This window comes from Acetivibrio sp. MSJd-27, assembly GCF_018918095.1.
In the GTDB taxonomy this organism is placed as follows: domain Bacteria; phylum Bacillota; class Clostridia; order UMGS1840; family HGM11507; genus HGM11507.
In genome coordinates this window covers 31,528-52,434 of record NZ_JAHLPV010000005.1, presented here as the reverse complement: position 1 = coordinate 52,434, position 20,907 = coordinate 31,528, and the positions used below count along the sequence as shown (strand labels likewise).

General features: G+C 45.9%; 22 protein-coding genes. 1 reads left to right on the top strand and 21 read right to left on the bottom strand.

Annotation, left to right across the window (positions count from 1 at the left end):
* Nucleotides 1–171 precede the first annotated feature (171 nt).
* The 8 genes from ftsW to mraZ all read right to left on the bottom strand — a co-directional run bounded on the left by ftsW (nucleotide 172) and on the right by mraZ (nucleotide 9,566).
* On the bottom strand, nucleotides 172–1,278 hold the full coding sequence (gene ftsW / locus KQI32_RS03055) for a putative lipid II flippase FtsW (RefSeq protein ID WP_177690780.1): 1,107 nt from the start codon (nucleotides 1,276–1,278) through the stop codon (nucleotides 172–174).
* Between the two features lie 100 nt (nucleotides 1,279–1,378).
* On the bottom strand, nucleotides 1,379–2,344 hold the full coding sequence (gene mraY / locus KQI32_RS03050) for a phospho-N-acetylmuramoyl-pentapeptide-transferase (RefSeq protein ID WP_216423929.1): 966 nt from the start codon (nucleotides 2,342–2,344) through the stop codon (nucleotides 1,379–1,381).
* The gene (gene murF, locus KQI32_RS03045) at nucleotides 2,341–3,720 is read right to left on the bottom strand and encodes a UDP-N-acetylmuramoyl-tripeptide--D-alanyl-D-alanine ligase (RefSeq protein ID WP_177690776.1); all 1,380 of its coding nucleotides are present in this window, start codon (nucleotides 3,718–3,720) and stop codon (nucleotides 2,341–2,343) included. Before murF ends, mraY begins: the two co-directional genes overlap by 4 nt.
* Before the next feature lie 114 nt (nucleotides 3,721–3,834).
* Nucleotides 3,835–5,292, bottom strand: a complete 1,458-nt coding sequence (locus KQI32_RS03040; protein ID WP_216423928.1) for a UDP-N-acetylmuramoyl-L-alanyl-D-glutamate--2,6-diaminopimelate ligase — start codon at nucleotides 5,290–5,292, stop codon at nucleotides 3,835–3,837.
* A 60-nt stretch (nucleotides 5,293–5,352) separates the two neighbouring features.
* Entirely contained in the window at nucleotides 5,353–7,524 is a 2,172-nt protein-coding gene (locus KQI32_RS03035) for a stage V sporulation protein D (RefSeq protein WP_177690772.1), read from the bottom strand.
* A gap of 118 nt (nucleotides 7,525–7,642) precedes the next feature.
* Nucleotides 7,643–8,128, bottom strand: coding sequence for a cell division protein FtsL (locus KQI32_RS03030; RefSeq protein ID WP_216423927.1), 486 nt, complete (start codon nucleotides 8,126–8,128; stop codon nucleotides 7,643–7,645).
* 26 nt (nucleotides 8,129–8,154) lie between these two features.
* Nucleotides 8,155–9,126: a 16S rRNA (cytosine(1402)-N(4))-methyltransferase RsmH gene (rsmH, locus tag KQI32_RS03025; RefSeq protein ID WP_308167032.1), complete on the bottom strand. Its 972-nt coding sequence runs from the start codon at nucleotides 9,124–9,126 to the stop codon at nucleotides 8,155–8,157.
* A gap of 14 nt (nucleotides 9,127–9,140) precedes the next feature.
* Nucleotides 9,141–9,566: a division/cell wall cluster transcriptional repressor MraZ gene (gene mraZ, locus KQI32_RS03020; protein ID WP_177690765.1), complete on the bottom strand. Its 426-nt coding sequence runs from the start codon at nucleotides 9,564–9,566 to the stop codon at nucleotides 9,141–9,143.
* Between the two features lie 547 nt (nucleotides 9,567–10,113).
* Here mraZ and KQI32_RS13610 point away from each other — a divergent pair.
* Nucleotides 10,114–10,308, top strand: a complete 195-nt coding sequence (locus KQI32_RS13610; protein WP_216423926.1) for a helix-turn-helix transcriptional regulator — start codon at nucleotides 10,114–10,116, stop codon at nucleotides 10,306–10,308.
* 222 nt (nucleotides 10,309–10,530) lie between these two features.
* On the opposite strand, the gene KQI32_RS03010 is transcribed toward KQI32_RS13610, so the two are convergent.
* The 13 genes from KQI32_RS03010 to pta form a co-directional block, all read right to left on the bottom strand.
* Nucleotides 10,531–11,157: a flavin reductase gene (locus tag KQI32_RS03010; protein ID WP_216423925.1), complete on the bottom strand. Its 627-nt coding sequence runs from the start codon at nucleotides 11,155–11,157 to the stop codon at nucleotides 10,531–10,533.
* A 157-nt stretch (nucleotides 11,158–11,314) separates the two neighbouring features.
* Nucleotides 11,315–11,566 carry a kinase to dihydroxyacetone kinase gene (locus KQI32_RS03005; RefSeq protein WP_177690761.1) on the bottom strand — a complete coding sequence of 84 codons (252 nt, stop codon included), beginning with the start codon at nucleotides 11,564–11,566 and terminating at the stop codon, nucleotides 11,315–11,317.
* Nucleotides 11,567–11,647: 81 nt separating this feature from the next.
* Nucleotides 11,648–12,232: a M15 family metallopeptidase gene (locus KQI32_RS03000; RefSeq protein ID WP_177690759.1), complete on the bottom strand. Its 585-nt coding sequence runs from the start codon at nucleotides 12,230–12,232 to the stop codon at nucleotides 11,648–11,650.
* Nucleotides 12,229–12,639 carry a cytidine deaminase gene (locus tag KQI32_RS02995; protein WP_253291005.1) on the bottom strand — a complete coding sequence of 137 codons (411 nt, stop codon included), beginning with the start codon at nucleotides 12,637–12,639 and terminating at the stop codon, nucleotides 12,229–12,231. The genes KQI32_RS03000 and KQI32_RS02995 overlap by 4 nt, the downstream gene beginning before the upstream one ends.
* Nucleotides 12,629–13,636 (bottom strand): NAD(P)H-dependent glycerol-3-phosphate dehydrogenase, encoded by a 1,008-nt coding sequence (locus KQI32_RS02990; protein WP_216423924.1) that lies wholly within the window; start codon nucleotides 13,634–13,636, stop codon nucleotides 12,629–12,631. Before KQI32_RS02990 ends, KQI32_RS02995 begins: the two co-directional genes overlap by 11 nt.
* Nucleotides 13,637–13,714: 78 nt before the next feature.
* On the bottom strand, nucleotides 13,715–14,332 hold the full coding sequence (gene plsY / locus KQI32_RS02985; RefSeq protein ID WP_216423923.1) for a glycerol-3-phosphate 1-O-acyltransferase PlsY: 618 nt from the start codon (nucleotides 14,330–14,332) through the stop codon (nucleotides 13,715–13,717).
* A 119-nt stretch (nucleotides 14,333–14,451) separates the two neighbouring features.
* On the bottom strand, nucleotides 14,452–15,780 hold the full coding sequence (gene der, locus KQI32_RS02980) for a ribosome biogenesis GTPase Der (RefSeq protein ID WP_216423922.1): 1,329 nt from the start codon (nucleotides 15,778–15,780) through the stop codon (nucleotides 14,452–14,454).
* Nucleotides 15,781–15,859: 79 nt separating this feature from the next.
* Nucleotides 15,860–17,158, bottom strand: a complete 1,299-nt coding sequence (locus KQI32_RS02975; RefSeq protein ID WP_216423921.1) for a DUF512 domain-containing protein — start codon at nucleotides 17,156–17,158, stop codon at nucleotides 15,860–15,862.
* A gap of 66 nt (nucleotides 17,159–17,224) precedes the next feature.
* Nucleotides 17,225–17,686, bottom strand: coding sequence for a YbaK/EbsC family protein (locus KQI32_RS02970; protein WP_177690746.1), 462 nt, complete (start codon nucleotides 17,684–17,686; stop codon nucleotides 17,225–17,227).
* Nucleotides 17,687–17,829: 143 nt separating this feature from the next.
* A complete protein-coding gene (gene rpmF / locus KQI32_RS02965) occupies nucleotides 17,830–18,012 on the bottom strand; it encodes a 50S ribosomal protein L32 (RefSeq protein ID WP_177690744.1) in 183 nt (60 codons plus the stop codon).
* A 20-nt stretch (nucleotides 18,013–18,032) separates the two neighbouring features.
* Entirely contained in the window at nucleotides 18,033–18,518 is a 486-nt protein-coding gene (locus KQI32_RS02960; protein ID WP_177690742.1) for a DUF177 domain-containing protein, read from the bottom strand.
* Between the two features lie 140 nt (nucleotides 18,519–18,658).
* On the bottom strand, nucleotides 18,659–19,861 hold the full coding sequence (locus tag KQI32_RS02955) for an acetate/propionate family kinase (RefSeq protein ID WP_216423920.1): 1,203 nt from the start codon (nucleotides 19,859–19,861) through the stop codon (nucleotides 18,659–18,661).
* 20 nt (nucleotides 19,862–19,881) lie between these two features.
* Nucleotides 19,882–20,880: a phosphate acetyltransferase gene (gene pta / locus KQI32_RS02950; protein WP_177690738.1), complete on the bottom strand. Its 999-nt coding sequence runs from the start codon at nucleotides 20,878–20,880 to the stop codon at nucleotides 19,882–19,884.
* Nucleotides 20,881–20,907 lie beyond the last annotated feature (27 nt).

Genomic DNA, 20,907 nt, shown 5'->3' with positions numbered 1-20,907 from the left:
AACAAATTTTCATCTTGTTTTTTGCAGATTATTCAGCACCTTTTCTCAATAAAGGGCATTGCCCCGTTATGCAACGATTCCGCGGAAAATTTCACTCCCGCGGAAAGTAACTTCTGATCATCTCAAAGGCTTGAGACATCTTACTTTTTCGTTATTTTTGAAATTCGGATTCTATTCTGCCGAACGTGAAATATTTAATACAATTCCCATCGCAATCATTTGAAACAGGAAAGAGGAACCGCCTGCCGAGAAGAACGGCAACGGTACTCCAGTCGGCGGTACCGACGCCGTCGCTACACCGATGTTGAATATTACCTGAAAAATGATTAGGAATCCCATACCAAAAGCCAAAAGAGATCCAAAAGTGTCCGGACACCGCGCCGCCACTACAAAACACCGCCATACCAATATGACAAACAGCACAATAACAAAAATCGCGCCAATATAGCCCAGTTCCTCACAAAGAATCGAATAGATAAAATCATTCTGCGGCTCTGGTATGTATAAATGTTTCTGCCGGCTTCTGCTCAGTCCCAATCCCGTTAGGCCTCCGGAACCGATGGCATACAAAGACTGCACAATCTGCCAGCCATCCCCCAGCTTATCCGCAAAGGGATCGGAAAAAGCAATCAGCCTTTGAAGACGATAAGGCTCTATGATTGCCAAAGCCGTCCCTCCTAGCCCTGCCGCCACAAAAGCGGGAGCAAAAAACCGGAATTTGACCCCGCCCACCACCATCATGGCGGCACATACAACACCAATGATCATAATCGCGGAAAAGTGTGGCTGCAGAATAATCAGCACCAAAGGAATACCTACCATAATCGCAGGCGGAACATATACCGTTGCAATTGTTTGCTTCTGTTTTTGCAGTTTTTCCAGATAGCTGGCCATATAAATCACCACGACCACCTTGGTCAGCTCGGAAGGCTGTATTCCAAAAGGACCGATCCCCAGCCAGCGCTGGGCTCCTTTTACCTCTGTCCCCACCGTGGCAACCAAAATCAAAAGCACAATGTTCAATACCATCAGAATAGACAGGGTATTTTTATAGGATTTATAATTGACTATGGATACAAATGCCAGCACAAACAATCCCATCACTACCCATGCCAGCTGTCGTTTGAAATAATGCAGACTGTCTCCAAACTCTTCAAAGGCAGAAGGTGCACTTGCAGAGAACACCATCATCAGGCCCATACAAACCAGCGTGAACAGCACGGCAAGCAAGATATGGTCGACTGGTTTTCTTTTTTTCTTCGCCTGACTTTTTTTCATGGTTTCACTCCTTTTTTAAAGTGCACAGAACAAAGCACACGGTACAAAAATGGTGCTCTGCACACTGTTCTTTGCACTTTGCAAATAACTCTATGCGGCTTTACAGTGAGAGAAAGGCAATCACGCACATGACAATCGTCACAGTGCAGAACACAATCACAATCTTGTTCTCTTTCCATCCGCACATCTCAAAGTGGTGGTGGATAGGTGACATTTTGAAGAACCGTTTTCCGGTTAGTTTAAAGAAGGTAACCTGAATGATAACGGAGGCCGTCTCAATCAAGTAAATCAGTCCAACCAGAACGACAATCAAAGGCTGCTTTAGCAGAACCGCAATAGCCGCCAAGGCGCCTCCCAGAAACAGAGAGCCTGTATCTCCCATAAAAACCTTTGCCGGATTCAGATTGAAAATCAGAAAAGCTACCAAGCTGCCCAGCAAAGCGCAGGCAAAGTAAGCCAGTTCCACCCGCCGCATAGCAAATGCCAGCACAGCAAAGAAAACGGACACCACACAGGTGATACTGGCTGCCAGGCCGTCAATTCCATCCGTTAAGTTGACACTGTTAACAGTGGCCATGATCATGATAAATACCAATGGAAAATACCAAAACCCAAAATCAACCTCCGCTTTAAAGAACGGTACATAAATGTTGGTATTTGTGATTCCCATGGAATGAGAGGCAAACATAAATGCCAGAATAGCGACAATCAGGCAAGCTGTTTTTTGTTTTGGATTAAAGCCCATATTCCGTTTTAGGCAAACCTTGATAAAATCATCCACAAAGCCGATAATCCCACAAAGCATTGCAAAACCTGCCGCCAAAATGACATCGGGTGAGAACCCTAGAATCAGACCAATTAAAATACTGCTTACAATAAATCCGATTCCCCCCATAGTAGGCGTACCGGACTTCTTTGCGTGCCAGTTGGGGCCGATTTCCAGAATACTCTGACCAAATTTTAAACGGCGAAGAAGCGGAATCAACACCGGCATTAGAATGACACAGGTGACAAAAGACAGTATTATCGGCAGAGTAATCGAAAAGATATTCTGTGCTTGAATCATACTTCTTCCCTCCCCTTCTCCAACAGATGCTGGGCTACCTCCTCCAATTTATAAATACGGGAACCCTTAGTGAGCACCACATCCCCCGGACGGATAAAGCCATCCAAAAAACGGTTTGTATCCGAATTGTTGCTGAAGTTGTAAATATTCTCTTCCGGGAATCCTGCACCGATTGCCCCATCACATAACGCAAAGCAATCGTCCGTGGTTGTCACCAGCACATCAATCCCCATAGATTTTATCTGTCTGCCGATATCAAACAGTAAACAGTCTCGGTGATTTCCCAGCTCGGCAACCGATCCGAGAACAGCGATCGTCCTGTTGCTGCGGTAATCCGCCAGCACGCCCAAGGAAGCGCGCAGGGAATCCGGGGAGGCATTATAGCAATCCACAATAACCTTGATACCGGCTTTCTCATTTTCCTGAATATCCAGTCTCATACTATAAGGTTTATATGCTTCGATTCCATCTTTTATGCGCGATTCTTCGATTCCATACAGCTTGCCGCATGTGATAGCCGCCAGTGCATTGTATACGTTATGCGCGCCCGGTGTATGGATGATATAGTCCTGACCATCGCAGGAGAAAGCAACGTGTTTTTCCTTTGCTTCAATATGGTCAGCAAGAAGATTACACTGGGAATTTTCAATCCCGAAGGAAATGGTTTTACAGGGAAGTTTTCCTTTTATGCCAAACAGCAGATCGTCATCTCCGTTTAAAATCAAAGTGCCGTCCGCGTCTAACCCGTCCACAATTTCCAACTTGGCTTTCAGAATGCCCTCCCGGCTTCCCAGATTTTCAATGTGAGAATGTCCCACATTTGTGATAACACCTACATGAGGCTTTGCAATATTGGATAGATAGGAAATCTCGCCAAAATGGCTCATGCCCATCTCCAATACCGCAAATTTATCCTCTTCCGTCAGCCGGAACACGGTCAGTGGAAGACCGATATCATTATTGAAGTTTCCTTCTGTTTTCAGTGTCTGTGCTTGCTGCGACAGCACATGGTACAGCATTTCCTTCGTGGTAGTTTTCCCCACACTGCCTGTCACCGCAACCTTATTCAACTCCAGTGTAGAAATATAAAAAGCCGCCAAATCCCCCAGTGCCCTGCGGGTATCCTCGACCTGTATCACAGCCAATCCTCCCGCTTTATCCGGTTCTCGTTCGCACAATATTGCGGACGCGCCGTTTTCAATGGCCTGATGGATAAAATCATGCGCATCAAAACGCTCTCCCCGTATCGGAACAAAAAGGCTGCCGGACGCTTTGATCCGGCTGTCGGTCTGAACCGAGGTCACCGAGCGCATATTACCCGGACGAAGCAATTTTCCTTTGACTGCCCTGCATATCTCATTGATTTCTAAATTCATTTTGATCCCCTCAGCTTTTGTGTGATATTCTGACGTTTTTCCAGCCAGCAGTATTATCTCTGCATATTTCTGATTATTTCGTTTTTGCATACTTTACCTGTAAAGTCTCAAACGTTATTTCCTGCTGGTCGCAATCTGGCTGTTCAGATAATCTGCAATCACTTCCCTCTCATCCAAATGAATGGTGCGATCGCGGAGAATCTGATAGGTTTCATGCCCTTTTCCCGCCAGTAAAACAATATCTCCAGGCTCTGCGATGTCCATGGCATGATGGATCGCATCGATGCGGTTTTCGATCACTTCATAAGGACATTCTGTTTCCTTTACTCCTTGTTCCACGTCCTTTAAGATGGCAAAGGGATCTTCTGTTCGCGGATTATCAGAGGTAACAATCAAATAATCCGAAAGATTTCCGGCAATTTTCCCCATGATGGGCCGTTTGGTTTTATCGCGGTCTCCTCCGCATCCAAACAGGGTAATCACCCTTTTCTCTTTAAATTCATTGATAGTGGAAAGAACATTGTAAAGACCGTCAGGGGCATGGGCATAATCAATAATCATCGTGTAATCCGTACCGGTATCTACGATTTCCAGCCTTCCCTTAACCCCTTTTTGTTTCTTTAGGGACAGTTTCATAAATCCGCTTGGAATTCCGCAAGCCATGCCGACGCCGATGGAAGCCAATGCATTGTAAACGGAAAACCGTCCGGGAATTGGAAGAAGCGCTAAGTAATTTTCTTCCGCTGTTTTCACTTGAAAGGTTACTCCGTTGCGGTTGATCTCAATCTCTGAAGCTTTGAGGTCGCAATCCGTGTCAATTCCATAGGACAGCACTTTTTTTGCCTTGGAGGCCATCAAATCATAGTAGGCATCATCTTTGTTAAGTACAGCAGTATCACACCGTTCAAACAGGATGGATTTTGCCTCAGCATACGCGTCCATCGTCTTATGAAAATCCAGATGATCCTGTGTGATATTTGTCAGAACGCCCACGTCGAAATGAATCTCCGCTACCCGATCCAGATACAGAGAATGGGAGGAAACCTCCATTACCACATAGTTACATCCTTTTTCTCTCATACTGGAAAGCAACTCATTCAGTTCCAGAGATTCCGGCGTGGTACGCTCGCTCTTGAGCACTTCCGTTCCAATCATATTCTGATTTGTTCCTATCAATCCTACTTTGTATCCGCAGTTTTCCAATATTCCTTTGATAAGATAGGTACAAGTGGTTTTTCCATTTGTACCGGTTATACCAATCATTTTCATCTTTTTTGAGGGATTGCCGTACCAGGCGGCGGATAAATAGCTCAACGCTTTCCGGCTGTTTGCCACCTTGATAACCGGAACATCCAGCTCTCCTATCTCATCCTGGCATACAATCGCCGCCGCTCCCCGTTCAATCGCGCTTTTGGTATATAAATGTCCGTCGCTCTGAAATCCCTTGATACAGACAAACAGAGTGCCTGGACGCACTTTTCTGGAATCGTATGCGATACCGGTTATCTCCACATCCTTGTTTCCGGTGACCGCAGTTGTCTCAATACTCTGAATCAATTTTTCCAATTTCATTTGATAACCCTCCTTTGAGTTTGCAGTTTCTGCAGAGCTCCTGCCTGATATTTATCATCATTAATGTGCTTTCTTTTCAAATGTGACCGTTACCGTGCCGCCGGGAGTTATCATCTCATCTTTCGCCGGAGATTGTTTGGTTGCCACCTTATCCCCAGTATCGCCTGCAGCACTGATTTTCAGCCCATATTCAGAAAGCTTCTGTTCCGCTTCCTTAAAAGTAAGGCCAGTGACATCCGGTACCTTTGTGGTTTTCGGAATCACTCTTTTTTCGGTATACAGGATAACGGTGGAGTTTTCAGCCACTTTGACGCCGCCCTTCGGAACCTGTTCCAAAACGGTATCTCCATTGCCTTCCACCTTGACATTCAATTTAAAAGTTGTCATGACCCCTCTGGCTTCGTCCACTGATTTATTCGTCACATCAGGGGTTGCAACTTCCGTCTTAGCAGCTTCCTCCTCAGTTAAATCCGGTTCCACTCCAAGATAGCGCAGAGAATCCTCCATGATTTTTTTAACAACTGGAGCCGCGATAACACCGCCGTAAGTATCCCCTCCCGTCGCCTCGTCCAGTGCGATCAGCACTGCAATTTTCGGATCGTTTGCCGGTGCAAACCCGATGAAGGAGGATACGTATTTTTGCTGGCCGCGAGGCAGCTTTTCACTGGTACCAGTTTTTCCAGCGACATGATATCCCTGCAGAAAAGCCCGGTTTCCGCTCCCCTCCGAAACAACTTTCTCCAGCAGTTCACGCAGCTGTTTCGAGGTTTCAGGGGATATTATCTGACGTACCACGGTGGGTTCTATCACCTGGGTTGGCGTGCCATTCTCATCATTAAACTGTTTGACCAGATGCGGTTTCATCAGATATCCGTCGTTTGCCACTGCCGCCGCGGCTGTTATCATTTGCAGCGGCGTAACCACTGGTCCCTGTCCGAACGAACTGGTCGCCAGCTCTACTTCATTGAACATTCCCTTCTGATAAAAGACGCCGGCTGTTTCCCCAGGCAATTCGATTCCGGTTTTGGAGGTAAATCCAAAACCCTCATAATATTTTTTAAACAGATCGGTTCCGATGCGCTCCCCAATCGTCATAAACGCAGGGTTACAGGAGTTTTGCAGCGCTTCTACAAATGTCTGGCTTCCATGACCCTGCCGCTTCCAGCAGTGGATCGGCCATCCGCCCACATTCTTTACACCGCTGCAGTAGAACGTATCGTTTAAAGTAACCAGTTTTTCCTCCAACGCCATGGCGGAAACAAAAATCTTAAAGGTAGATCCCGCTTCATAGCTGTCTACCACCGCTTTGTTCCTCCACATCTTTTGAATGGCTGCATTGTACTCCTTCTCCCTTTCCTCCTTGTCCGCAATGGTCTCGATGCGCTGTTTCTCCGCCTCATCATTCAGAGTGAAGGGATCGTTCAAATCAAAATCCGGTTTTGTGCTCATCGCAAGGATCTCACCTGTTTTGACATCCATAATCATACCCGCCGCGCCTTTTTGCAGCTTGTTTTCTACAACCGCGGTATCCAAATGTTTTTCTAAGAAATGCTGCAAGGTCTGATCGATTGTCAGAACAATGTCCGTTCCGTTTTCCGGCGTATAATAGCGTTCCTGTTTATAAGGCATTTCGGTGCCGTCAGCCTTTTTCGCAGTGACAACCCGTCCTGGTTTGCCTTTCAGGACAGAATCATAAACCATTTCGATTCCAAGCAAGCCCTGATTGTCTGTTCCCGTAAATCCAATAACATGAGACGCAAAATTTCCATAGGGATAATAGCGCTTAGAATCCTCATCCAGATAGACGCCGACCAATTCGGCCTCACGGATTTTGTCCGCCTCTTCTTTCTCTACTTTGCGCTTTATAATCTCATAGGATGTATTCTTGTTGATTTTCTCCAGCATTTTGGCTTCATCCAAACCTAGGGTCTCCGCCAATAGTTTCGCCGTTTTCTCCGGATCGCCGTCTTTTCTGACAGTAACCGGGGAAATGCTTACCGTTTCCACGGATGCGGAAATGGCAAGTACTTTGCCGTTCCGGTCATAAATGGTACCTCTTTTTGCATTGATCAGGCGATCTCGGGACTGGTCTTCCATAGCCTGCCTTTTCAGATCATCACCCTTTACAAGCATCAGGTAGCCCAGCTTGCCTGCCAGCAAAGTGAAGCATCCGACAACAACGAACAGCATAACCAGGATTCTCTTTTTGATTTTTTTGTTATTATTTGTCATAATTTGATGTCCCCCTGAAATACAACAAAAGAGGAATGACATTCATTCCTCGGAAACTCATTCATTCAATTATATGCGCCGCCGCCGTCTCATATTCATGGTAGCACACAGCCAAAGGCTAATTGCTGAAGGCGAACATGCCCATAAATGATTTGACAAAGGAGCCCCACATGGTATCCTTTTTTGCATCTTCCTCTTTGTTTGCGGTAACTACCTCTCCGTAGTTGCTCGCGTTTGTGTTGACATAGACGATCTGGCTGGGCAAAGGTTTATTCATTCCCAGCTTCGTGAGGGCAATATTTTCTACTTTTCTTAAATCAACTTCCGTGTTGATTGCCACTTCCAGCCGTTTGTTCTCATTTAAAATTTCATTGTATGCAGCTTTTTCCTGGTTCAACTGCTGTTTTGCCAAGGCAACCTGGGTAGACTTCATAATCGGTGCGCAGGCAATCGCAAGCAGATAGAGCGCACACAGAATAAAAAACCGGTATGCATTGCTTTTTTTCTTTCTCTGCTGTGTTTTCGGCGACGCAGTTTTTTCTTGACTGTTCTCCACATCGATTTCCTCGGTACTGTACGCCAGGCTTGTCCTATTGTACTTCATTCAAAACACCCACCTTTAAAACAAAACTAATTTTTCCCGATTTTTTCAATCGGTTCGATCTTTTCAATAACCCGAAGCTTCGCGCTGGTTGAACGGGTATTTTCCAGCATCTCTTCTTCACAGGGAATCACCGGTTTTTTTGTTATTAATCTTCCCCTGGGTTCCTTTCCGCAGATGCAGACAGGAAACTCTTTGGGACAGGTACACCCGGTTGCAAATTCCTTAAATGCTGTCTTTACAATCCGATCCTCCAGAGAGTGGAAGGTAATCACCGCCAGCCGTCCGCCGGTGCTTAGGCAATCAAAAAAATTCTCCACCGCCTGCCTAAGACCGTTTAATTCGTTATTTACCTCAATGCGCAGTGCCTGGAAGGTTTTTGCCGCTTTGTTTTTCCCGGTTGCCACATATTTCTTCGGCATGGAACCCTCTATCACCTTTACAAGCTCAAAGGTTGTTGAAATTGGTTTGTTTTCCCGCTGCTTTACGATATTCTTTGCTATCGTATGCGCGAATTTTTCTTCCCCGTATTCTTTTATAATCCGAAACAGCTTTTCGAATTCATATCCATTCACAATGTCGTAACAAGTAAGTGTCTGCGTTTGATCCATGCGCATATCCAGAGGAGCGTCGAAACGGTAAGAAAAGCCTCTTTCCCCGTTATCAAACTGATAAGAGGATACACCCAAGTCGGCCAGAATACCGTCCACGCTCTCAATCTGGTGCTTTTCAAGGACATCTTTGATATCTGTATAATTGGAATGTTCCAGGATAAGACGGCAGGAATATTTCGAAAGCCTCTCTCTGGACACCGAAAGAGCGTCCAGATCCCGGTCAATGCCAATAAAGATACCATTTTCCGAAAGCTTTGCACAGACGGCACCCGCATGCCCCGCTCCACCCAAAGTCGCGTCCGCATATATTCCGTCCGGCTTCACCTTCAAGTATGAAATACATTCATCCAGCATGATAGACACATGCCTAAATTCTTTTCCGGTCACATTATCACCTATCATTACAATCCGAGAAGTTCCATCTGCGCTGAAATTTCATCCGGGGACATGTTGTCCATGGTATTTAGCTCGTCAAACTTCTGCGCGTCCCAAATTTCTATCTTGCTGGATACTCCGGCAATCACAATATCCTTAGAAAGACCTGCGAAATCCCGCAGATGACCGGGTATCAGCACTCTTCCCTGCTTGTCAAAAGACACTTCCTCGGTATTGTTGAAAAAATACCGCTGAATTGCGCCTCCCGTACTATCAGGAAGAGCTTTGAGTTTCTCTTCAAATTTCAGCCATTCGTCTCTCGGATAGACAAAAAGGCAGGACTGAAGGCCCCGGGTGATATAGAACACATCGCCCAGCTTCTCACGATATTTCGCAGGGAAGATTGCCCTCCCCTTCGGATCAATCGTATGCCTGTTCTGTCCGTAAAACACCTTTTTGCTCACCCCACTTCAGGTGATATAAACCACTTTACACCACATTTATGTATTTTCAAACCACTTACATTCAAAATATATCACTTTTCAGCCCACTTTTCAAGTTTTTTTTGCAATTTCATAAAAGTTTTTTGACAAAAGTATTACAGCTTCATAATATTTTCCAATTATTTAAAAAGTTCAGAATGATAATCCAATCTTTTTCTGTCACGTGAAGGGAGAAAAAAGGAGATTTTTTACAGAAAAAAGAGAGAGAAAAACCCTTCCGTAATCGGACAGCATTTGTCCTCGGAAGGGTTTATACTAAAAGTTTATAAGATAAACCTATATATTACACATATGTTATATAACAGTTTTGCCGAATTGTTCTCATAACGTGGAACAGATATAATAAAAGCAGATTCAGTTAATCTTACTCTTTTTCAAATCTTCAATAGGTCAAAATCACCCTATTGTTTCATGAAAATAGAGCTAGCATTTATACGAGGTGATCCAAATGAACAAAAAAGAGCAATACATCATCCTATGAAAAAATATAAAATACTTGCGCAGGAAATACAAATTAACACAGAAAAAAATGGCGGAAATCTGCCATATCAGCGTTTCCTCCCTGCGGAAAATAGAAAGAAATGAATTACCGCCGCAGCTAAGCGTGGACATTATTTTCTACTTGGTATTCTATTTCAAACTAGTGCCGAAACAGCTTTTCTATTCGCTGCTTGAATTAGAAAACAATTAAATCTTTCGCGCCATTGGAAAAGCCCCCGAAAAGCATTTTTGGCTCTTTGGGGGCCATTATCCCGGTAAATGATGCAGGGGTATCCCTCTGTGGGAACCTGTGTTATTCTATTTAAATTACAATCTCCTGTTCTGTTTTCTCCCTTTATAATGAAAGAAGAAATCAACGAAATCGATCAGGAGTGGATGTATACCCTCTGTTTTACAAAAATAAAACCGCTTTCTACGGCAGCTTCACAAGCTTATCTCTTCCCTGCCCGCAGATAGGGCAGACATAATCCTCCGGTATGGTTTCCGATTCCAGAATATAGCCGCAGACGGAACAACGCCATCCCTTTTTTTCCGTCTCCTCCTGATAAGCAGGAGAATTCTTTGGAGTGACGCCTTTTTTCACCTGATGATAATAGGAATAAGTCATAGGCTCAGCGCCATTCATTCCTTCCGCCTCCGTCACCTCGCCGATAAACATGACATGGCTGCCTAAATCCACCGTCTTGACCACGCGGCAACTGATTCGGGCGGCGGCGCAATCCGTGACATATTGCACTCCATTGCCATCCATCGCTGTATGGAAGCCCGCAAATTTATCGGTTTCCGAACTGGTCTGAAAACCAAATTTTCCAATCAACTCCATATCCGCTTCCTGAGTAAGCGCTGTCACAGCAAAAAAGCAGGATTCTGCAAGCATCTTTTCCGTGGCATTCTCCTTGTTGACCGTGACAGAAATCTGCGCCGGTTTGGAGGTCACCTGCATCGCTGTATTAATAATGCAGCCGGCATATTTTCCATTATAAGAGGTGCTGAGTATGTACAATCCATAGCTCAGCTTATGAAAAGCTTTTCCATCCATTTGATACACTCCTTCGACATAAATTGATTGAAAATATTAAAATTAATATTATTTTCATATACAAATTTTTGTTTTTTTGATGCGTAAGGATACGGCAAGACTATCCCGGAATCTGAAAAGGCAATTGCAAATCATATTGGGGTTGATTCTTTCATTCTTATCCCTGCAGCCCTCTCGCCTGTCTATCCATATCCTCTATTACAATATCATGTATTTCTCCCAGAGAAGCACAATATTCAAGCACTTTCCATGGCTCATTGGTATGAAAATGAATTTTTATCAACTCTTCATCCCCGACCGCCAACAGGCAATCCCCTTGAAAATTCTTTTTAAAATGCTCGTTGATCCTGTTCTCATCAAGATTTTTTCCCTCGATCAACAGCTGTGTATCATATTTAAATTCAATCATTACGCTTCCCCTTTTTTGTATTATCAATAACAATTCTTATTTTTGTTTTATAGAAAGCTTCTCTTTTTGTCAAGCCTTTCGTCATACACTGCTTATCTCCTGAAGAAATTCAGAAAAACGGATGTCCAGCAAAGGATATTCCCTCCAGCCACGGTAATTAAAATGCCACCACTCCAGCGGAGAAACTTCAAACCCAAACCTATTCATAACACGAATCAGATAGTCCCTGTTTTCCCGCTGCTTCTGCGGCAGAGCCAGGAAGTCCGCATGGGCCTTCTCGGAAAAGTCGTCAAAACCAGTGGGCATAGCAAGTTCCTTTCCGTTTTTGTCCGCAAGCGTAACATCCACTGTACAGCCCCGCGGATGCGGCGCGTTCGCTGAGGGAGCCGGCACATAAGCCTTTAAGTCTTCCGGCGTAGCTTCATACAGCGCTTTTTGAACCGTCATAGGGCGGTAAGCGTCCAATATCTTCAACTGCAATCCATCCCTTTGAAACTGTTTTGCAGCATTTTGCAGAGCAATCAGAATATCATTATGAACCAGACACAATTCTGTTTCATAATGAACAATTCCGGTAAAATTGTCTTCGGACGCATATTTCAAGTCAATAAGGAACCCATCATCATCCGTTATCCGTGTCAGCCCATGATAAACAAAACGGTTCATAACTGGAATCCTCGAGGCAGCAATTCCTTAAGCAAATATTTTTTTGTTTCTCCCGCAATCACAAAGTCTCCGGTACAGAATTCCTGCATGGTTTGCAGGCAAATACCACAGGGAACCAATTCTTGCTTTTGGGGAGAGGAAACAGCGATCGCTTTAAAATCCCGCTCACCCGCATAAATAGCTGTCAGAAAGGCCATGCGCTCTGCACAGACGGTCACACCGAAACTGCTGTTTTCCACATTTGCTCCCATATAAATTTTTCCGCTCTTTGCGAGAAGCGCCGCCCCTACCTGAAATTTCGAATAGGGCGCATAGGCGTGACCGCTGGCCTCTTTGGCTTTTTGAAGCAATGTCTCATACATTGATTCTCCCTCGTTGTATTGCGGAAGATTTCCATCATATCTCATTTTTCTTATCCCGCAGCATCAAATTTGTCATGGATTGTTTCACATCGGCTCCCTCAAACAGAACATGGTAAGCTTCCTCCACAATGGGCATCTCCACATCATATTTCTTGGAAAGCGCATAGGCGGTTTTGCAGGAAAGAACCCCTTCCACCACCATATTGACCTCCTTCATCGCAGCCTCCACCGATTTTCCCTGCCCTATCAAAATTCCTGCGCGGCGGTTTCGGGAATGCATACTGGTGCATGTAACAATCAAGTCGCCCATACCCGTCAATCCGGCAAAGGTTTTGCTGTTGCCTCCCATTTTCGTACCAAGACGCATAATTTCCGCCATACCGCGTGTCATCAATGCAGCCTTCAAATTATCGCCATACCCTAGTCCGTCCGAAATCCCGGCACAAAGGGCAATCACGTTTTTCAAAGCCGCCCCCAGTTCTACCCCCAGCACATCGCTGGATGTGTAGACACGAAAATAACCGCACATGAATACGTCCTGAATTAATTTTGCAATTTCTAGATTCTCGGAAGCCGCCACATTGGTTGTCGGCATTTTCCTGCCAACCTCCTCCGCATGGGAAGGTCCAGACAGCACACATAAGCTGATATCCTCCCCTAACTCACTGCGGATAACTTGGGAAAGACGCATGAGGGAACTCTCCTCAAAGCCTTTGGCAATGTTGACAATAATCTGGTTTTCCCTGTCAAAAAAGTCCTTCATCTTTCCGATTGTGCCGCGCACCGCAAAGGATGGCGTTGCGCTCACCACAATCTCTTTTCCTTCCACCGCTTCCCGGATGTCCGGTGTAAAGCGGACGGAATCCGGCAGGATAACGCCCTTTAAATATCTTCTGTTCTCATGAAACTGTTTTAACTCCTCACATTCTTCCTCCAAAAAGGACCAAAGGGTAACTTCATGCCCGTTATCCGCGAGAAGGCTGGCTATCGCTGTCCCCCAGCTTCCGGAACCGAGTACTCCGATTTTTTTCTTTTCCGTCATGATGGGAATCTCCTTTTCACAATAGTTATTCAAATATGCAAATGATTTATCACAAAGGACGGACAAAGTCCGTCCTTTTTATCCTTTTTTCTTTGCACCCAGCTTGGCCTCTTCCCCTTTTATCAGCCGCTTGATGTTGGCGTGATGCCGAATAACGGCAAGAACTGCCAGAAGGGCAATAAACCATATTTTCAATGGATCGGCATCAAACAGAAGAATCAACCCCACATTTGCGATGCACCCAAGGATAGAACCCAGAGAAACATATCTGGTCAGCGCTATAATCAAAATACTTACCGCCAATGTAATCAATGCTGCACGCCAATCGATGGCAAAGGAAAGCCCAAGGGAGGTCAGAATCCCCTTTCCGCCCTTAAAGTGAAAGTAGAGGGGATAGTTATGCCCGATAACTGCGGCAAATCCGCAGATACAACCAAACAAAACCGGCTGTTCAAATATACCGCCCACCAGGTAGGCGATAAAGTAGGCAGCAATCCCCTTCAGAAAATCTCCCAGCGCCACAAAAGCCGCAGCCTTGGATCCGAGCGTGCGCTGAACATTGGTTGCCCCCGCGTTGCCGGAACCATGCTGACGCACATCCGTTTTATAAAAAAGCTTTCCGATGATAACCGCAAAATTCAGGCTTCCGAATAGATAGCCCATCACCGCCATCAGCAGTAAGATAAAATAAATCATCTCGATTTCCCCTTTTTATCAATTTCAGCAAGAAACGCCCGCGCTATCCCACTGTTATCCATTTGTAGGGCAGGGGCTTGCTCCTGCCGGATTTCTTTGATACAGTTATCCGAATGCCGTTACTGCTTTTCCCCGTTGCGCTCCCGCACAAAGAACCGGATGGAGGTTCCTTCAAACCCAAACACGGCCCGCAGCTGATTTTCAATATACCGCTCATAGGAAAAATGCATCAGCCGTGTATCATTCACAAACAGAACAAAGGTCGGCGGACAAACGTCCACCTGCGTTCCGTACAGAATTTTCAAACGGCGCCCCTTATCCGTGGGCGGCTGAACCTTTGCGGTCGCCTCCGCCAAAATATCATTGAGCATTCCCGTTTTGATCCGCAGATTCTGCTGCTGGTGAACATGGTTAATCATATCAAACAATTTATCCACCCTGGCACCGGTTTTGGCGGAGATAAACATGCATGGCGCGTACATCATAAAGGGCAATCCTTCCAGCACCTTCTTTTTATAATTGTTCATGGTACTGGTTTCCTTTTCCACGATGTCCCACTTGTTAATAACGACAATGATTCCCTTGCCCTGGTCGTGGGCATAGCCGGCTACTTTCGTATCCTGCTCGGTAACACCTGCGGTTCCATCGATCACCATCAGACAGACATCCGCTTTTTCAATGGCCTGATAGGCCCGCAGGATACTGTATTTTTCAATCTTATCATTAATCTTGCTCTTCTTGCGCATTCCTGCCGTATCCACGAAGGTATAGGCAGTGCCTTCCCTCTCATATCTGGCATTGATTGCATCCCGGGTAGTGCCCGGAATATCGCTCACAATCAGCCGGTCTTCCCCGAGAATCCGGTTAATCAGAGAGGATTTTCCTGCATTCGGCTTTCCTATCACAGCAACCTTGATGCTGTCATCCTCATTCTCTTCCAGCTCTAAGCCTTCAAACTTTGAGACAATCTCATCCAGCAAATCGCCTACCCCCAAACCGTGGGTAGAGGAAATGGCAATTGGATCGCCCAGCCCCAAGTTATAAAATTCAAAATGTGCATAGGTATCACGGCTGAAATTATCCGCCTTATTACATGCCAATACCAATGGCTTGCCCGACCGGCTGAGCATAGACGCGACCTCTTCATCCGCCGCTGTCAGTCCATCCCGCACATCGGTCATAAAAACGATGACATCGGCCATCTCAATGGCGATGTTTGCCTGAAGCACCATCTGCTTCAGAATAGGGTCGTCATTGTGGGGCTCAATGCCTCCGGTGTCAATCAAAGTGAATGTTTTCCCGCACCACTCCCCTTCCGCGTAAATGCGGTCGCGGGTAACGCCCGGAGTGTCCTCCACAATAGAGATCCGCTCTCCTGCTATTTTATTGAATAAAGTCGACTTTCCTACATTCGGACGGCCGACAATCGCAACGACTGGTTTTGCCATAGTTTCCTCCGTTGTATTTCTTATTGATCGGATGCTTTACGATCAGCTGTGTAAATTCTTCCTCTTTTACAGTTTACCATCATTTCAAAATTTTATCAACAAAATCTTTGCCCTCGTTTTCAACAAAGACCACTTTTACACCTAATTTTTCTTCCAGCTCCTGCGGCGTCATATCATCCAAAAACAGATCTCCCTCCGCCCGCAGCATGGATCTTGTCAAAATCAGCGTGTCCCCCAGCTGTTTTCCGGAAAGTCCAGCCAGCAAATCGCCGCCAGACAAAAGTCCCGCTACATTGACTCTATGACCGAACAGCCGGTTTTCCACCGGATGGACATCAATTTCCACCTGAGGATACCGCTGCTGCACCATATCCGCAAACCGCCTGATATAATCATATGCGCACAAGCCGGTTGCAATACTCCTTTTTCCAGGACGAACCTCTTTTCGTTCTGTTTTCAGTTCGCAGCACAGTTCCTCCTGCATGGAGGACAGCATTCCCACTCCGTTTTCAATCTGGGGAAAATCCTCATACACCTCAATATCCGGGATCTCCTGTTCGGCTTTTAGATAAAATTCATCCGCAATGTACACAATGCGGGAGCCATACTTTTTCCGGTTTTCCTCCTGCAATTTTTCCAGTAAAGACACGACTTCTTCCGCATCCGCTTTTTCGAAAGGAGACAGCGGATACAATCCCTCCCGGTGATCGCTGATGCCCACCGGAACTACTGATATACTGTGAACACCCGGATAAAAATCCGACAAATCCCTTACCGATTTCTCCAGATGTACGCCATCATTAACCCCTTTCACCAGAACAATCTGGCAATTGACCGTGATTCCGTTTTCCGTCAGCTTCCTGATATGCTCCATAATCCGACCTCCAAACCGGTTATTAAGCATCTGTTTGCGCAGTTCCGGCTCGGTAGCGTGCACAGAAACATTAATAGGAGAAAGGCGCAGACGGATCACTTTATCAATCTCTTCATCCTTGACATTGGTCAGCGTCACATAGTTTCCGGTCAAAAAGGACAGCCGGGTATCGTCATCCTTAAAATAGAGAGGCTTGCGCAGTCCCTTGGGAAGCTGATCGATAAAACAGAAGATGCATTTATTGCGGCAGGAACGCGGCTCGTCAATCAAAGAATTTTCAAAGGACAGACCAATGTCCTCATAGGGTTCCTTCTCTATCTCGTAGACAACGATCTCGTCCCCTTGCAGAATCTCTAGTTCCACATACTCTTCCGCTGTCAGAAATTTATATTCCAAGGCGTCGGTAAACTGTTCCCCATTGACAGAAAGAAGAATATCTCCCTTCTCAATGCCAAGCTCCTGGGCGATACTGCCCGGATCAATATTAAAAATTGTTACACTCATTTGATTTCTCCTTCTGAATGGACGAGGTATCCCTCCCGATAAATAACACCGGCTCTTTCACACAAATTACTTGCAGACGTCAACCCAGCCAATGCAGCAAGAATACTTCTCCAGCTCCTCTATCGTCATCTCCACCGCGCTGTTGCTGCTACCGCAGGCCGGAAAAACGGTGTCAAACCGTTTCAGGGATACATCCAAATAAACTTCCGTCCCCTCTCTAACCGCAAAGGGACAAACGCCGCCCGGTGCATGTCCGGTAAGCTCTTCCACCTGCGAAAATGGAATCATCTTTGCTTTGGTATGAAACTGTGCTTTGTACTTTGCGTTGTCTATCTTGGTATCCCCAGCCGCCGCGATTAAAATCACGCGGTTATCTGCCAGAAAAGACAATGTTTTTGCAATCCGTGCCGGTTCGCATCCCACTGCCTGCGCAGCCAGTTCCACTGTGGCGGAGGATTCTGAAAATTCCAATATGTTTTTCTCAAAGCCGTGCTGTTTCAAATATGATTTTACCGTTTCAATCGACATAATCTATCTCCTATTGTACTCTAACTCAATTTTATTTTACAATAGAACTGAATATTTTTCCAGTGTATTTTCAAAGATTCCGCAAAAACAAAAAAATAGAGAGGAAAACTCCTCTCTATTTCGGATAACGGCACTCCGTTATATTATTTCGCGTCAACTTTGATAACTTCTTTTCCTTTGTAACTACCGCAGGCTTTGCAAACCCTGTGAGGTAGTTTATATTCGTGACACTCTGGGCATTTTACCATACCCGGAATCAGCAATTTCCAGTTTGCCCTTCTTTTATCTCTTCTTGCCTTGGATGTTTTTCTCTTTGGAACTGCCATTTACAACACCTCCCCAAACTTTATTTCAATAAATTTTTTAACACTGCAAAACGAGGGTCGCCTTCCTCTTTTTTACAATCACATTGCGAAAGATTCCGGTCAACTCCACAGCTTGAACACAAACCCTTGCACTGCTCAGAACATAATACTCTCTGCGGCAGGTTCAGGAGCAGGTTCATGTAAACAGCATCCGTAATATCCGCTTTATTATGCTCGATTTTTAAATATTCCTCGTTTCCCTCTTTGGAAAACCGCTCGTCCATGGAAAAGGTTACGGTTTTTGTGAATTCCTTCAAACATCTTGCACACTGAAAGACCATATCGGCCTCCCCCTGGGCGTGAAAATCAAACACGCCGCCAAGGTTTTCCATCACACCTTGAACGCGCACCGGCTTTGCCAGCCTGATGTTTTCGCCAAAATCGGTTTCCTCGGAAAAGACGACTTCACCTTCAAACGATTCCTTTGCACCTTCCAATTTAATGATATTGGAAATATCGATCATCATATGAATCACCTCATGCAAAGAAGTTACAGAAAGACGCTTACAATATTGTAATACAATCCAGTTGGTTTGTCAAGGTTTTTTGATTATTTTTTCATTTGTTCCACTGCTGTTTTCCGTCCTCTTTTCACGGGAAAGAAGTTTTATTTTCCCTCGACCAGCCTCTGCGTATCCATGGCGATCATCAGTTCTTCGTTCGTCGGCACAACCAAAACCTTCACCTTGCTGTCCTTTCCGGTGATGTCCATAATGCCAGAGCTTCTCTTGCTGTTTTTCTCTTCGTCAATGAAAATGCCGAAGAATTCCATATCACCGCATACATTGCTTCTGACCGGCGCGTCATTCTCACCGATTCCTCCGGTGAAGACAATGCAGTCCAAGCCATTCATAACAGCCGTGTAGGAACCAATATATTTCTTGATTTGATAGTTGAACATATCACTTGCAAGCTTTGCTCTCTCGTTTCCTTCCGCAGCGGCTTTCTCCAGGTCGCGCTTATCGCTGGAAACACCGGAAACGCCCAGGAATCCAGATTCCTTATTCAGGAGTTCAGAAAGCTTGTTGCCATGGATGCCGGTGATCTCTGCCAGATAACAGGCAACACTGGGATCCAGATCGCCGCAGCGGGTACCCATGATAACACCTGCCAAAGGTGTCAGCCCCATGCTGGTATCCACGCATTTCCCGCCGTCAACCGCCGAGATGGAGCTGCCGTTGCCCAGATGGCAGGTTACCATTTTCAGCTCGGAAGGATCTTTGCCCAGATACTCCGCAGCCTTCATGCTGACATAATGGTGGCTGGTACCGTGGGCGCCGTATTTCCGGATAGCATTCTCCTCATAGAATTTATAAGGAATTCCATAAACATATGCTTTCGGGGGCATCGTCTGATGGAAGGTGGTATCAAAGACAACCACGTTGGGAACCTCTTTTCCGAACACCTTCTGGGCACAGCGCAAGCCCTGCACATGGGCCATGTTGTGCACCGGCGCCAGAGGAGCAATCTCCTCAATGGTATCGATCACTTCGTCCGTCACAATCTCGGATTTATGGAAACGTTCCGCACCCTGCACCACACGGTGACCGATTGCGGAAATTTCGTTCTTATCTTTGATGACCGCACCTTCGCCGGTTGTCATCATTTCTACCATCTTCATAAAAGCTTCGGTATGGGTCGGAAATTCCGCTTCCACTTTCCATTCTCCGCCATGTGCTTTGTGGGTGATGGCGCTTCCGCCGATGCCGATCCGGTCGCACAATCCTTTTGCCAGCGCTTCCTTGGTGTCCATGTCCAGCAGCTGGTACTTCAGAGAAGAGCTGCCCGCATTTACAACTAATATTTTCATCTGTGTACTCCCTTGTTTCATTATTTATTCTGATTCTGCGCCTGTACGCAGGTGATAGCGACAACCCCGACGATATCCTGCCAGGAGCATCCCCTTGACAGATCGTTGACCGGTTTTGCGATACCCTGCGTCATGGGTCCGTAAGCTTCTGCCTTTGCCAGCCGCTGTACCAGTTTGTATCCAATGTTGCCGGCGTTCAGATCCGGGAAAATCAAAACGTTCGCCTTGCCCGCCACCTTGGAGCCAGGCGCTTTGGCCTGTCCGACAGAGGGGACGATAGCGGCATCGAGCTGCAGTTCTCCATCCAGCATCAAATCCGGGCGTTTTTCCTGTGCCAGCTTGGTGGCGGTGTTCACCTTGTCAACCAGTTCGTTTTTCGCACTGCCGTATGTGGAATAGGAAAGCATTGCAACAGCCGGGTCAACACCTACCAGTGATTTGAAAGAACCGGCGGAAGAGATAGCGATCTCAGACAAATCCTCCGCAGACGGATTTTCCACCAGACCGCAGTCGCCGAATACAAACACGCCGTCCGCACCGTAGTCTTTGTCCGGGCAGACCATCACAAAGAAAGCGGAAACAATCTTTGTGCCGGGCGCTGTTTTCAAAATCTGAAGAGAGGGACGCAGCACGTTTGCCGTGGCGTTCACCGCACCGGCGACCATACCGTCGGCAATCCCTTCTTTGACCAGCATAACACCATAGTAAAGAGTGCTTTTCATGGTTTCCACCGCTTTTTCCATGGTCATGCCTTTCGCTTTTCTCATCTCACAGAATTTTTCCGCAAATTCCATGAAGTTATCCGCTTTTTCCGGATCAATGATGGTTGCGCCGCTGATGTCATAACCGTTTGCAACCTCTTTGATTTTGTCCGCATTGCCCAGAAGAATAATGTTGGCAATCCCTTCCTTCAATACCTGCTGGCATGCCTGTACTGTACGCAATTCCTCGCCTTCCGCCAAAACGATTGTCTTTTTATCGCTTTTGGCCATGGCTTTGATTCGTTCCATGAAAGTCATATGTGAGCTACCCCCTATATATTTTTC